The organism is Exiguobacterium sp. UBA3491 (assembly GCF_002377745.1).
Taxonomy (GTDB): Bacteria; Bacillota; Bacilli; order Exiguobacteriales; family Exiguobacteriaceae; genus Exiguobacterium_A.
The window spans coordinates 82388-95904 of record NZ_DFQK01000003.1 but is presented as its reverse complement, the minus strand read 5'-3'; the positions used below and the strand labels follow the sequence as shown (position 1 = coordinate 95904).

The following is a 13517-nucleotide window of genomic DNA, read 5'->3' as shown; positions in this document are numbered from 1 at the left end:
TTATTTCGTGCGACGATAAAACGGTGTCGCTGTTCGTTTCGCTGCTAGACGTTTTCCGCGTACTTCTACTTCAAATTCTTCTTTCTCCGCCACTTCAGAAGGAACGAGCGCCCAAGCGATTGCTTTTCCGACTGTCGGCGGTAACGTACCCGTCGTCACGACACCTACGACTTCTCCGTCATGCCAAACCGGTGCATCTTGACGCGCAATCCCTTTATCAAGTAGTTCAAGACCAATCAATCGTCTCGGTGCACCTTGTTCTTTCTGTTGTAACAAGACTTCCGAACCAACGAACGATTTGACTTGTGGTTTGACCGCAAAACCCATTCCGGCTTCGATGGGTGAAATCGTTGCTGATAATTCATGTCCATACAGCGGAAGACATGCCTCAAAACGTAATGTGTCACGTGCCCCAAGCCCGCATGGTACGACACCTTGATCAAGCAATGCTTGCCAGACAGCAGGTGCGTCACCAGCTGCCATGTAGAGTTCGAATCCATCTTCCCCTGTGTACCCACTACGTGAGACGATCATTTCCACTCCTGCAATCGTCCCTCGTTGGAACTTGAAAAATCCGATCTCCGATAAAGCAAGTGGTGTCATACCGGAAAGGATGGCTTCCGCCCGTGGTCCTTGGACTGCAATTTGACCATATTGTTCCGATTGATTCTCAAGCGTGACGTCCCCTGTTAGATAGTGGCGTAAATGTTGTTCGTCTTTTTCAATGTTCGAAGCATTGACAACGAGAAGATAATCCGTTTCTGCTAAACGATAGACGAGTAAATCATCCACTGTTCCACCGTCTTCTTGGCATAAGACGTTATATTGCGCTTGCCCCACCGCAATCTTTGAAATATCATTTGATAACGTGGCTTGTAAAAATGTCAGAGCATCCGGTCCGCTGACGAACAGTTCACCCATGTGCGAGACATCGAACATGCCGACGTTCTCTCTTACTGCAACGTGTTCTTCTTTAATCGAGGAAAACAAAACTGGCATTTCAAACCCCGCAAAATCCACCATCTTACCGGTTTTCGAAACCGTTTCGAATAATGGTGTTCTTTTCAATGTCGTCTGACTCATACAAATCCCCCTATTAACGAACGTTTTCACTCTCTCTTCTCATTAATGTTCCATTTTCAAATTTATCTTACCAATTTAAATCATAATTATCTAGTATTATTCGGAAAAAGGAACATACGAAAAAGAGAGAAAGGACCCTGTCCCTTCTCTCCTATTGTTTCATATTCTTCCCATGAAAGCCATTTCAAAATTGTTTGATTCCGGCAGTTCGTTTGATTTCCTCCTGGAGTCGACGACCTTCCGTCACCAATTGGCTTGTTCCTTGCTTCACACGATTTCCTTCTTCAGTGATTCGATTGATATTTCCTTTGATTTGATCGATTCGCTGCGTCGTATGATCAATGTTCGTCTGCAAGGTTTGCTGACGAATCGTAAAGCGCTCCATCAATTGCTTTAATTGTTGAATATCCTGAGATAGCTTCTTCTTGTAAAGAATGAATCCGAACAACACAAGTCCTACGATGGACAATAAAATAATACCTAACGTAATCCAAATCATGACTTTTCCTCCAATACAGTTTCAATCGCATGAACCAACTCTTCGATTGATGTCGTTCCTTCAATGCGAACAGTGGCAACTCCAGCATACAAAGAATAGCGACGATCGAATAAATGCTTCACCTGTTCCCGTTCTGTCACGAGTGGACGATTCGAGTCAGAAGCAATCCGTTTCCAGATGACATCAAATGGCGTATCAATCCAAATGACTGTCCCTGCCTTTTTCATGAACAGTCGGTTCTCTTCTCGTTCGACGATTCCACCACCTGTGACGACTACCTCCGCTTTGCTGTTCCTCAACAATTCGCTCTCGTGTGTACGAAATCCTGCTTCGCCATGCTCAGCAAAAAAAGAAGGAATCGTTTGTCCATGTTTCTGTTCGAAGTGTTCATCCAATTCGTCGACCGTGTATCGTCCACGTAATCGATGTCCGACGGCTGATTTACCAGTTCCCATAAAGCCAATCAAATAAACCTTACTCATGTGTAACGACCGCCTCGATTCTTTGACCATTCTCTAATCTCGCTTCCATTTTAAAGCCTTTATCGGTCACTGTACAGCTGACTTGCCCGATTGGATAGCGGAGGGTCTCATCCTTCGTACAATCTGCTTTTGCCGCGCGGATGAGAGATTCGAGTTGTAGTGCTTCTTGTTCCAACTGATGATGGCGCATTTCTTCGTCAATTTGCTGACAAGAAATCAAGAGCACGACTCCCATTCCTAGAAGTAACAGTAACGTTTGAATCAAGATGAATCCGTCTTGACGCATCGGAAGGAACGTTTGCTGTCGTTCAACTGAATTGAAAGGATCTCGGCAGTGCTTGTCACAGTGTAATGTTTGACATCGCGAGCGTATGTCAGTTCACCTCCTTGTTCTTTTTTGAGGCGTAGTTGATCTTGCACACGGACGAGACGCCATTTTTCAGCCGTCTCTCCCGGATTAACGTCCATTCCGCGAATCTCATCTCCAACGCGTTCACACATCGTACTCCGCCACATGAGCCGTTCTACGGTATGAAAGAACAGTTCTTCATTCATTCGATTGACTTCTGGTGGGTGAACGAGTGGTGTCAGCGTCAAAATCGCCAACAGGAGCAACGGACTGATCCACAGGACGAACGATAGTTCGAGGAGGGTCATTCCGGATTCCGCTCGCAAGACATGTCGTTTCATTGCACCACGCTCCTTGCTTCAGAACATAGGACACTGTTCGGTTTTCAACTTGATCCGTCGCCATCTGCTCAAGCTGTTTCGTCTCTTGTTCCCAGTTGATTTGTTTCGTTCGTAAATCGAGATAAGGATCGATCGCTAGCATCACGAAGACACCCATCGCAACGATAGAGAGAATCACTTCGAGCAAAGAGAAACCCGCTTGTCGTTTGTCCTGCATACTTCTCACCTCACTTTACGGATTGCCATTTGATAGTTCCCAAGTAAGAATTTAATTTCATACTCGGCTGTTGCCGAACGGCAAGACCACGTCGCTGCATAAATCGAGTGATAACTCTTAAAGTAGATGATGCGGTTTGACGGGGGAACGGCACATGTATGCCCATTCTGGAACGTTCGTTGCCATAACAGCCGGTCATCCGCAAGAACAAGGTATCCTGTCCCGTCTCCTCGAAATCGAAACTGCATCAATGATTGATCTTGCTTTGAGTACTGCATGAGCCGAAGCGTCTGAATATCTTGTTCCATTAGACGAACCTCTTGTTCAAGCGGAATCCAGTCCGGTCGTTTTTCAAACAGTGCCGGTAATAACAAAACAAGTAAACAAGCAATGATTGTCAGTACCGCCGTCATCTCAAATAAGGTAAATCCTTGTTCACTTCGTAAGTTCGCCAGTCTTCGGATCATACGTATACGTCTCCTGATCACAGACGAGGGCATTCGGTTTATCAGCTGTTCCGCGATTGATCGTCTGAAGTGATTCTGGATACTTCTTCTCTTTGGCATAGTAAAGGTTTACTTCTGACCGAATGACTCGAATGTTCGCCTCACAACTCACACCTTTCGCCTGGTCCTTTCCACTTGTCATCGTTGGAATCAAAACGAGCAGTAATAACGAAATGATCAATAAGACGGCTGCCATCTCCAGTAAGGTGAATCCGTCCTGTCTTTTTAAGAATTGTTTCATCGTATCGTCTCCTCTGTTTAGAATGGAAGCTGCTGTATCGCTAGCTGAATCGGATAATACAAGATGAGAAACAATGTTCCCGTCATGATCGTCAATCCGCCGTACAAAATCGGCTCGATCCATAACAACTTTTTCTCTAGTTCCTCTTCCATCGACTCATGCAAGAGTGTCGCTTGTTCAAGCAATAACGGTCCAAGATCTCCACTTTCTCGCGCTAAATGGACGATTCCAATCGTCTCGGCTTCGATGATCTCATCTTCGCCAAGCGCTTCTGCAAGTGGTTCCCCTGCCTGTTGTTTAGCATGTAGACGAGCATAGAGATGCCCTTTTTTATTCGCTTGTCCTTGCTCTAGATGGCGAAAGGTCTCTTCGAGCGAAAAGCCAGCATCGATAAATGATCCTACTTCGATCGTGAATAAATAGCTGTAGTAGAGACGAATCAAACGCTGTAGCGGTTTCAGTCGTAAAATACGGTTTAATGGAAAGAAGCGAAAGAAGAAGTAACCGGAGGTTAACAAAATAACGGGAATACTTGCGAGCATATATTTCGCAGAGGGGTGAAGAAGAAGATGAAGAAATGAGGGGAGAGTTTTCGGGTCCGACATCTCGAGGAGAGATGGAAATACGTAGAGGGCGTAAAAGAAGAACAGCAGGAATAGACTGGTCGCTAGAACAAGCGGATATCGGATCATCTTCCAAAACTTCGATCGCATTTCTGTTTCGAGGTCGAGCAGTTTTACGATTTGGCGAAGAACAAGCAATGGTCGCTCTGTCCTTTCTCCAACAAAAAGAAGTCGTTTTAAGGTATTCGTTAACGCAAGCGGTTCAAGGGATGCTGCAAAGGAGTCTCCTTTTTCAAGACGTTGCTCCATTTCTCCGACCACTTCCGAGAACGGATGACGCTCGAATCGTTTTAAAATGAGTAGTGTCTCTTTCGCGGAAATTCCTTTTGATAACAAGCGATGATATCGTTTTAAGAACCGACTTTGATCGCGGCTTGTAAGTTTCTGACGGTACAGCGGACATCCTCTCCTTTTCGCTCGAGATGAATGATGCGTTGACAGACAGCTAGCTCTGACTCTTCGATACCTAAACTGCGCAATCGTAATCGCGCTTCATCAATACTACCAGCGTGTAGCGTGAACAACACGACGTGACCACTAAGGGCGGCATTCATCGTCAAACGTGCTGCCTCCCTTGTCCGCACCTCACCAAAAGCAATCCAATCTGGATCCGCTCGCAGTATTTCCTCAAAACATCGCGTAGCAGTGAAGCCTGCTTTTTCATTTAGTTCCAGTTGTAAGACGTTTGGTACCGTACATTCCACCGGATCTTCAATCGAGATGATTCGTTTTTCTTCCATTGCACTCATCAAGGAATATAACATCGTCGTCTTTCCTGCACCTGTCGATCCGGAAATGACGATACACCCATGTCGTTGTTCAGCTAACCATGCGAAGTCCAATTGATCATGTAACGTTTGTAAAGCCGTTTCTCGAGAGACTGTCGAACGATAAAAACGCCACGACATCGCATCCCCTTGTCGACTCGGTAACAACGAGACACGCATTCCCTTTTTCCCATGTGGATACAAGCCACTTTGCGGAATTCGTTCATTTTGTTCCTTTAAGTTCGCCTCATAGCGAATATGGCTGACAAGCGTCCGGTAACGTGTCAGTTCTACGTCATCTTGTTCACACAGCCCATCGCTCGTTCGACAAACGATTCGGACGCGAGTCTCGTTCGGAACGAAATGAACATCTGTTGCACCGAGTGCTTCGAATCGTTCCATGAGTTGTGTCGTCCATTCCTTCATTTCTACTCACCTCCCTACAGCAAACAATACACAAAAAAAAGAAGCCGACCAAACCGGCTTCTTTACGATACGTGTGCCATTGTCCGATGTTTACGCTTCGCTAATGTCTCAAGACCCGGTTTATCATACCCAATAACGAGTTGTTTTCCATCAGTGATGATTGGGCGGCGTAACAATTTCGGGTTATCACTCATGAGGCGTAATAACTCACTGAGTTTCATGTCTTCAATATCAATGCCGAGATCTTTGAAGGCTTGACTGCGTGTTGCGAGCAAACTTTCAATCCCGTCTGTCGATAATTTTAACAGTTCCATGAGTTCATCAACTGTTGGAGCATTTCTGAACAGATGACGTTCCTCTACATCAACATGTTCCTCTTTTAACCATGATTTCGTTTTACGACATGATGTACAGCTTGGATATGTGAAAAAGACTAACTCATTCGCCATTTTTGCTCCTCCTCTCAAAGTGTGGGGTTTCATTACAGTTACTATAGCACGACATTTTGACTTTGTACACCTTTTGTACAACTATTGTACAACTTTTTTTGAAACTTCATCTTTTGTTCACAGTTATTCCTTAACAATCACTAGAACAGGATAGACGAATGATTGTTTGCTTGGTAAAATAAGTACGTATATTGACTATCTGTCGGATTTAGGGGGTTATAGGAATGGGGAGAATGTACCGCGTACTCGGTTTCTGGACTGGTATCATCGCAGTCATGGCATTTATCGGCGCATTGGGTGGCGATGCAAGCTCAAGTGAGCATACGGATTCATTTTTAGTCATGGGCTTCGTCTTCTTGGCACAAACTGTCTTTTTTGCAGCGCTTGGTTACTTGCGTTTAACTGAAAAAACGTATGTCTATATCTTTGGAGCTTACTTAACTGTATTTTTCATCGTCTTTACGTACTGGTCGAACTTCCAGATGTAATGAAAAAAACTCGTCATCCTCTTGGATGGCGAGTTTTTTTTGCTTATAGAAACGGATTGGTTTTCATCTCTTGTCGAATCGTCGTATTTGGACCGTGACCCGGATAGACTGTCGTGTCTGCTGGTAGTTCCGCAATGAGTCGATCAAGCGAACGCATCAATACGTCTTGATTCCCACCATAAAGATCCGTTCGTCCGACGCCTTGTTGGAATAGGAGATCCCCACCGAATGCGATTCGTTCTCCCTTGAAATAGAACGTCATACTTCCTGGTGAGTGTCCTGGCGTCTCAAGTACATGCATTGAAAAGTTACCGATTGCCAATCGTCCTGGTTGTAACAGATGATCGGCTGGCTTCATGCGCATTGGCGGCATGCCGAATTTTGCCGAACCATTCCATTCTGGATTACCAAGCCAGCCTGCCTCTTCCGCATGAACGTAGACAGGAGCTTCCGTGAAGCGTCGTAACATATCCACACCACCAATGTGGTCAAAGTGAGCATGGGTCAAAAGGATTCCTTTTAAGGTTGCTCCTCGACTTTCAATTTCATCGAAAAAACGCATATCTTCTGTTCCTGGATCAATGACGAGACACTCCTTGTCCTTAAATAACAAGTAGCCATTCTCAGATGCCATACCAGAAGTGATCATGACGATTTCCATTCTATAAAACCCCTTTTCAATAGACTCTTCCCCTACTATACACGAAATTGTCGAAAGTTCCTGCAACGCCCTCTCGACTTTATCCCGAGAGTCGGATAAACTAAAAAGTGAGATTTAAGTGAAATCTTCGTGAAATTCATAATGTGATTGTTTAAGGGGGAGTACGTCATGCATTTGGATCAACCAATCGGTTGGCTTTTCTTCTTCGTCGCACTCGTCGGTGTTTGGGCCGTCGTTCGTTCACTTAAGAAACGCCAAATGTTTCCACTCGTATTCGCGGCCCTAACTGTCGTCTTATTCGGCTGGTTTGGGATTGCGACATTGATTTACGGCGGTATTCCATCGTAATCAGAGTACGCTAAAAGAGAGGTGCCTCGAGCATCTCTCTTTTTTGTTATTTTATAAAAAGAGTAGACCTACTAGAACGTAGACCTACTCTCAGTATTATCTTACTTATTTTGAAGTTTGAAGGAAACGTAGCAAGTCGCCATAGATGACTTTATCTGAGAGTCCTAATTCTTTCTCAGATTGTTTCGTAGATTGTTTACACATTTCCGCTTGTTCCCCGTCCTTCACTTCTTCTCCTGTCTTACGGTCATAACATGTTTCTTGCGTGTAGACCGTCTTATCTGTTACGACAGAACCGTCACGGAACAACGCATAGTCTTTATGTTGTTTTGAGAAGAGATCGGTACCGAACAAGATCTCATTCTTGAAATCATGACCTAACAGGTGAAGCAATGTTGGTTTGATATCGATTTGACTCGCAACATTTTCGTGTTTGACACCTTTCGTTTGACCCGGTAAATGAATGACGAACGGTACACGTTGCAGTTGCGCAACATCATATGGAGTCAACTCATCTTTGTTCATGAGTTCTGCCATCGCAGCATTATGGTTTGTTGAAATACCGTAATGGTCACCGTATACCATGAAGATCGTATCATCCCACGTACCATCTTTTTTGAGACCTTCGATGAACTTACCGAGTGCCATATCTTGATACGCTAGCGCCTGAACGTAGTGGTTCAGTGTCGTAGAACTCGTTTCTAGCGGTGGTACGAGTTCATCTTCTGGTTTTGGCATCTCAAATGGATAGTGGTTCGTTAACGTAATGAATTTCGAATAAAACGGACGTGGTAAATCTTTTAACATCGGAAGTGACTGTTCAAAGAACTTGTCATCGAGTAAGCCCCACTCCGTCAAATCTGCCGGATCCCCTAAATCATAATCCGTCTCCGAGAAGAAACGATCTACGCCGAAACTGTTGTAGACGATGTCCCGGTTCCAGAATGACTTGTTATTCGCATGGAAAACAGCTGAGTAATAGCCATCTTCTTTCAACATCTCAGGTGTTGCACGGAATTCGTTCTCTCCGTTCGTAAAGAATGCAGATCCACGACCAAGTGGATAGATCGAATTCTCAAGAATGAACTCAGCATCTGACGTTTTCCCTTGTCCTGTGTTGTGATAGAAGTTATCCCATGAATGGGATTCCTTGATCAATTTATTCAAGTTCGGTGTAATTTCTTGACCGTTTGGTGCTTTTAAACCAACGGCAAATGATTGAGCTGACTCAAACGAGATGACGATGACGTTCTTACCTTTATACTTGCCGAACATCGCCGGATTGGCTGCAGCATGCTTCGAATCGATGAAGTTTTGGACTTCTGATAACTCAGAGCTATCCGCAAGTGCTTTTTGCGCAGATGTCTTCGACTGGATGAGTGCGTCATACATATGGAAGTTAAATGTTCCGATGTTCTTAACGAGTAATTCCCGGTCAAAGGCACGTGTCAATAATTCTGGACGTTCTGTCTCAGCAAGCGTCAAGTTTCCAAGGAAGACGACGACTGCTGCGACGAATGCAAGAATCGCGCGTCCACGTGACGCGACGTTTTTAGACATATCCATTTTCCGTAAGAAAAATGGTAAGATGATCAAATCGCCGACGATCAGTAAATCAGCCCAACTTAAAAGCGATGCGAGTGAAGCTGAAACCGTCTCCGCATTCGAAGTTTGGAACAATACTGGCAACGTCAAGTAATCATTAAAGAAGCGGAAAAAAATGATGTCCGCATATAAAATGATGGTTGCGACGAACAGTGTACCGTAAATGAACCATTTTTGAACATTTCCTCGGAAGAAGAAGCTAAATCCAAACATGAAGAGCGCTGAACTAATAGGATTAATTAGTAGAATGAATGCTTGCGCGGAGTTCGTTACGGGAACGTTGAAGAAAAGTGTATACGCTAAATACGTTTTTAACCAAATCAATAAGGTCGCAATCCAAAAAAGCTTATGCTCTTTATAAGTACTGCGAACGCCTTGACCCATCTTTAGGCGCATTCGCGACCAGATGTTTGCGTCTTGCTGCATAAAAACCTGCCTCCTAATTTACATGTGCTTTCTGCTTTCAGTTCACACAACTTACATCATAATGTACATATACCCATATCACGTGAAAATTTTACGCTTAGTTTTACAAAAATGCAACCGGAATCCGGAAGATACTTAACAATCACACAATTACTATACGTTTGTAAACAAAAAAAAGATTCGCCGGAGCGAACCTTTCATTGAAATTGAATATTATCATTTTTTCAAGAACATTTGCTTAGCAAGCCATGCACAGCCGATGACTCCAGCATCGTTTCCGAGTTCAGCGATCTTGAACGTCGTTGATCCAAAGACACGGGGTAACGCAAACCGTTCAAATTGCTGACGTAGTGGTGCAAGCAGTGTTTCACCTGCTTTCGAGACACCACCACCGATGACGATGATTTCCGGATTGATACTATTTGCTAGATTCGAAATCGCAAGTCCGAGGTGGAACGTCACTTCCTCTACGACATCCGTTGCGATACGATCGCCTTTCTCATATGCTTCAAATACATCTTTCGCTGTCACTGCTTTAATGTCATTCAGTAGTGTTTCTTGTCCTTTACGTTTCTCAAGACCAAGACGGGCGATACCCGTTGCTGAAGCAATCGTCTCAAGGCATCCTTTACGTCCACATCCACATAGGACGCCACCTTCAGGCAACATCGTGATATGACCGATTTCTCCTGCCATTCCGACCGTACCGTGAACGATTTGTCCGTTCGTGATTAGACCACCACCAACACCCGTACCAAGTGTGACAGCGAGTAATTCTGTTGCGCCACTACCGGCACCTTTCCACATCTCACCGATCGCTGCTGCATTTGCATCATTTTCAAGTACTGCCGGTAAACCTGTCAAACGTTCGAATTCACCGACGAGTTCAAAATTATGCCAACCGATGTTGACCGCCTTTTCGACGACACCTGTATTGAAGTCGATGAATCCCGGCGCGCCGATTCCCGCTCCGACGAAATCCTCTGGTCGTTTATCGCTTTCTTGACACTTCTCAAAGAATGATTTTGCAATATCTCCTGGAATTTGTGCCCCATCATTCAGGATCACCGTCTCAATCTCCCATTTTTCCACGATGATGCCTTGTAAATCCAAAATTGCCATCTTCACTGTCGTTCCACCGATATCAATGCCGAGTAACCATTTCATTGCTCTGTCTCCCCTATGCTCATATAATGTCTACTTGTTCATTTTAACGGACACACTCGTATTGCGCAAAGGGTTGCGCAACCTTAAACATTATCGGATTGTGAACGTTTTAACTCATGTCGTAAGATGAGTTTTGCTGAATCATACTGACGTTGCTCTAAAACGCCTGCTTCTTGCAATTCATCAAGTTCGAGCATCATCATCGCAATATCTGATGCTCGATCTCCTAGATAGATGAATGTTCCGTACGTCTTAAGTAACTGTTGTACATCATACAGTGTCTTCATCGACCATCGGCTCCTTTACATACGCATGTAGCAAATCATAGGTCGCTTGTAATGACGTCTCATGTGTTCGCTCGTAAGAATGGCTCGATTCAATCCCCGGACCAAATAGTCCGTGTCGAACATCATGGCCCGCACGCACTGCTGCCGAAGCGTCCGAACTATAGAACGGATAAATATCAACTTTATATGGGATACTATTGCGTTGTGCTAGACGTGTTAGCTGATGACGTAACCCTAAGTCATACGGACCGGAACCGTCTTTTGCACAAATCGAGACCGTGAATTCGTCAGAGTGCTGACCATCTCCTAACGCACCCATGTCGACCGCGATATATTCTGCGACTTCTTCCGTGAATCCAGCATTTCCACCGAACCCAACCTCTTCGTAATTTGAAATCAGGATCTGGACCGTGTGTGGCAGGTCGATGGTTTTCCATTCTTTAATCAATTCGAGCAACAAAGCAACCGATGCTTTATCATCGAGATGGCGCGATTTCACAAACCCAGTTTCCGTATAGAGGAAACGCGGATCAAACGTCACGACGTCTCCTACTTCAATCCCCGCGACCCGCGTCTCTTCTGCTGTCGTCGAACGAATATCAAGTCGGACTTCGATATTATCAGCGGACCGTTCCGTTTTATTCGTCTCGCGTGACGTATGGACACTTGAATGATGGAAAACAATCGTACCGGAAATCGTTTGACCGTCCATCTTATGAATGAGACAGTTCTCTCCTTCGATCGCTGTCCAAGCATACCCACCTAACTGTGATAAACTGAGTCGCCCCGTTGGCAAAATCTCTTTTACCATTGCACCTAACGTATCGACGTGTGCCGTCAGCAATCGTGTTCGGTTTGAAGCGCCAGGCAAAGTCGCTAAGATCGCTCCCTTTTCAAGTTTGCGATACGTGATCCCGTCTGCAACCAAACGCTTTTCTACATATGTAATCGCTTCTTTCGTCGAACCTGTCGGACTTGGAATCGAGACCAGCTCTTCAATCGTACGTATGACTTCTTTCATGTTCATTCGCTCCCTTTCAATCGGACTACACCGTACTATCCGCTTTGTTTTCATGATAACAAATATTCATTCTTTGTCGGTACTGATATCCTATATGCACTACGCGAAAAAGCTGTAGCACTTTTTTGCTACAGCTTTTTGTCCACACCATATAATGAACTTAGACGTATTTTTTCATCCAAATATCATCGCGGTATGTGCCGTCTTCTAATTTTNNATTTTACAGAGTCTGGATCTTCGGCATATACTTCAAAGCCGAGCGATTCGTAAAGACTTTGCGCTGCTTCATTTCCTGACAATACGGCAAGAATGACTTGCTCAACGTCTGGTAACTTCTTCGCCTCGTCGATCAAGGCCTCCATTAGAGCACGACCGGTCCCTCCACGATATTCAGGCGAAACATATACTCCGGAAATCATCGCTTTGTGCGACTCACGTGACAGTTCGTATGGCTTGACCTGACCAAACCCAAACAATACATCGCCGTCGAACATACCGAGCCAAATCTCATCGGAGTCGGGTTCTCCTTCTAGACCTTCTCGTACTTCGCGGAGCGGGGTTTGCTGTTCATCGTCAAACGAATGACCGAAAGCATCTGGATGATTCTTTAATCCCTCAAGGCGTAGATTCCAGTATTGTTCTGCATCCTCTTTAGTTAATTTTCGAAAAGTATACATGACTGTCGATTCTCTCCTTTTTTGGGTTTCATGACGTACAAAAAATAACGGAAAAACGCTTCTATCTCTTACTTAACCTTTTTCTAGTAAAATAAAACCTAGATTTTTTCTCTTTAATTTCACTTAAATACAGTAGTGATGTTTGCCTCTTCTTTTTTCTCATAACAAAAACTCAAAGGTGGACACTAAGATACAGGATCACCATTTGAGTTTTTAAGCTCTCTATTTATGAGGTTTTCGTCATGCTTCGCGCCGTTAACCTTGCAAGACAGGTTCGAGCGTCTGACGCAATACATCAGCAGAATGATGAAACTTCTTCATTTCTTCTTCCGTCAACGCGACTTCAATGATTTCCCGCACACCTTGACGATTGATGATCGCCGGTACTCCGATGTGAATGCCGGAAATCCCGTACTGCCCATCCACATATGCCCCGACCGTCAACAAACAGTTCTCGTTCCCAAGGATGGCACGCACGATTCGAACAAGTCCAAGTCCAATCGCATAATAAGTTGCTCCTTTACGTTCGATGATATGGTAGGCAGCATCCCGAACGTTGATATAGATTTGATCAAGGTCTGCTTGAGAATAACGATTGTCCTCAGCAAGCAGTTCATCAATCGTTTTTCCGTAAATACGGCTATTACTCCAGGCAGCGAATTCCGTATCTCCATGTTCTCCAAGAATGTAGGCATGGGCATTGCGAGAATCGATGTGAAAGTATTCTCCAAGCATTTGACGCAGACGTGCTGTGTCGAGTACCGTTCCTGATCCAAATACGCGTGATTTTGGAAGACCGGAATACTTCCAAGCCAGATGTGCCATGATATCGACAGGATTGGAAGCCACGACGA

18 protein-coding genes and 1 pseudogene are annotated in these 13517 nt (G+C 44.6%); 2 read left to right on the top strand and 17 right to left on the bottom strand.

All coding sequences use genetic code 11. From position 1 onward, the window contains the following. The 10 genes from gcvT to B4F99_RS00900 all read right to left on the bottom strand — a co-directional run bounded on the left by gcvT (position 1) and on the right by B4F99_RS00900 (position 5983). On the bottom strand, positions 1-1083 hold the full coding sequence (gcvT, locus tag B4F99_RS00945; protein WP_214855059.1) for a glycine cleavage system aminomethyltransferase GcvT: 1083 nt from the start codon (positions 1081-1083) through the stop codon (positions 1-3). A gap of 184 nt (positions 1084-1267) precedes the next feature. Further along, positions 1268-1582, bottom strand: a complete 315-nt coding sequence (locus tag B4F99_RS00940) for a hypothetical protein (protein ID WP_214855057.1) — start codon at positions 1580-1582, stop codon at positions 1268-1270. Continuing rightward, positions 1579-2064: a shikimate kinase gene (locus B4F99_RS00935; RefSeq protein WP_214855055.1), complete on the bottom strand. Its 486-nt coding sequence runs from the start codon at positions 2062-2064 to the stop codon at positions 1579-1581. Before B4F99_RS00935 ends, B4F99_RS00940 begins: the two co-directional genes overlap by 4 nt. After that, positions 2057-2329, bottom strand: a complete 273-nt coding sequence (locus B4F99_RS00930; RefSeq protein WP_251137904.1) for a hypothetical protein — start codon at positions 2327-2329, stop codon at positions 2057-2059. The genes B4F99_RS00935 and B4F99_RS00930 overlap by 8 nt, the downstream gene beginning before the upstream one ends. Before the next feature lie 282 nt (positions 2330-2611). Continuing rightward, on the bottom strand, positions 2612-2971 hold the full coding sequence (locus tag B4F99_RS00925) for a type II secretion system protein (RefSeq protein ID WP_290754803.1): 360 nt from the start codon (positions 2969-2971) through the stop codon (positions 2612-2614). Positions 2972-2976: 5 nt separating this feature from the next. Continuing rightward, complete coding sequence (locus tag B4F99_RS00920; RefSeq protein WP_290754801.1) at positions 2977-3438, bottom strand: prepilin-type N-terminal cleavage/methylation domain-containing protein; 462 nt, start codon at positions 3436-3438, stop codon at positions 2977-2979. Further along, entirely contained in the window at positions 3407-3718 is a 312-nt protein-coding gene (locus B4F99_RS00915; protein WP_023467559.1) for a competence type IV pilus major pilin ComGC, read from the bottom strand. Before B4F99_RS00915 ends, B4F99_RS00920 begins: the two co-directional genes overlap by 32 nt. 17 nt (positions 3719-3735) lie before the next feature. After that, complete coding sequence (locus B4F99_RS00910) at positions 3736-4677, bottom strand: type II secretion system F family protein (RefSeq protein ID WP_290754799.1); 942 nt, start codon at positions 4675-4677, stop codon at positions 3736-3738. Positions 4678-4691: 14 nt separating this feature from the next. Next, a complete protein-coding gene (locus B4F99_RS00905; RefSeq protein WP_056060197.1) occupies positions 4692-5534 on the bottom strand; it encodes an ATPase, T2SS/T4P/T4SS family in 843 nt (280 codons plus the stop codon). Positions 5535-5596: 62 nt separating this feature from the next. Further along, positions 5597-5983: a Spx/MgsR family RNA polymerase-binding regulatory protein gene (locus B4F99_RS00900; protein WP_214854906.1), complete on the bottom strand. Its 387-nt coding sequence runs from the start codon at positions 5981-5983 to the stop codon at positions 5597-5599. Between the two features lie 224 nt (positions 5984-6207). Between B4F99_RS00900 and B4F99_RS00895 the strand changes: the two genes are divergently transcribed. Next, entirely contained in the window at positions 6208-6471 is a 264-nt protein-coding gene (locus B4F99_RS00895) for a DUF2626 family protein (protein ID WP_023467555.1), read from the top strand. A gap of 43 nt (positions 6472-6514) precedes the next feature. Here the strand turns inward: B4F99_RS00895 and B4F99_RS00890 are convergent, their stop codons facing one another. Then, a complete protein-coding gene (locus tag B4F99_RS00890; protein WP_290754797.1) occupies positions 6515-7132 on the bottom strand; it encodes an MBL fold metallo-hydrolase in 618 nt (205 codons plus the stop codon). A gap of 168 nt (positions 7133-7300) precedes the next feature. Here B4F99_RS00890 and B4F99_RS00885 point away from each other — a divergent pair, with 168 nt between their 5' ends. Further along, positions 7301-7480: a DUF2759 domain-containing protein gene (locus B4F99_RS00885; RefSeq protein WP_035409134.1), complete on the top strand. Its 180-nt coding sequence runs from the start codon at positions 7301-7303 to the stop codon at positions 7478-7480. 105 nt (positions 7481-7585) lie between these two features. Here B4F99_RS00885 and B4F99_RS00880 read toward each other — a convergent pair whose 3' ends face one another. The 6 genes and pseudogenes from B4F99_RS00880 to ldh form a co-directional block, all read right to left on the bottom strand. Next, complete coding sequence (locus tag B4F99_RS00880; protein WP_035409136.1) at positions 7586-9511, bottom strand: LTA synthase family protein; 1926 nt, start codon at positions 9509-9511, stop codon at positions 7586-7588. A 216-nt stretch (positions 9512-9727) separates the two neighbouring features. After that, complete coding sequence (locus B4F99_RS00875) at positions 9728-10678, bottom strand: ROK family glucokinase (RefSeq protein ID WP_214854902.1); 951 nt, start codon at positions 10676-10678, stop codon at positions 9728-9730. An 83-nt stretch (positions 10679-10761) separates the two neighbouring features. After that, on the bottom strand, positions 10762-10965 hold the full coding sequence (locus tag B4F99_RS00870) for a YqgQ family protein (RefSeq protein WP_035409139.1): 204 nt from the start codon (positions 10963-10965) through the stop codon (positions 10762-10764). Further along, complete coding sequence (locus B4F99_RS00865) at positions 10949-11986, bottom strand: M42 family metallopeptidase (protein WP_290754794.1); 1038 nt, start codon at positions 11984-11986, stop codon at positions 10949-10951. Before B4F99_RS00865 ends, B4F99_RS00870 begins: the two co-directional genes overlap by 17 nt. Before the next feature lie 185 nt (positions 11987-12171). After that, the gene (locus tag B4F99_RS00860; RefSeq protein ID WP_290754792.1) at positions 12172-12663 is read right to left on the bottom strand and encodes a GNAT family N-acetyltransferase; all 492 of its coding nucleotides are present in this window, start codon (positions 12661-12663) and stop codon (positions 12172-12174) included. A gap of 255 nt (positions 12664-12918) precedes the next feature. Then, positions 12919-13517, bottom strand: a pseudogene (ldh, locus tag B4F99_RS00855) (L-lactate dehydrogenase); the annotation flags it as partial.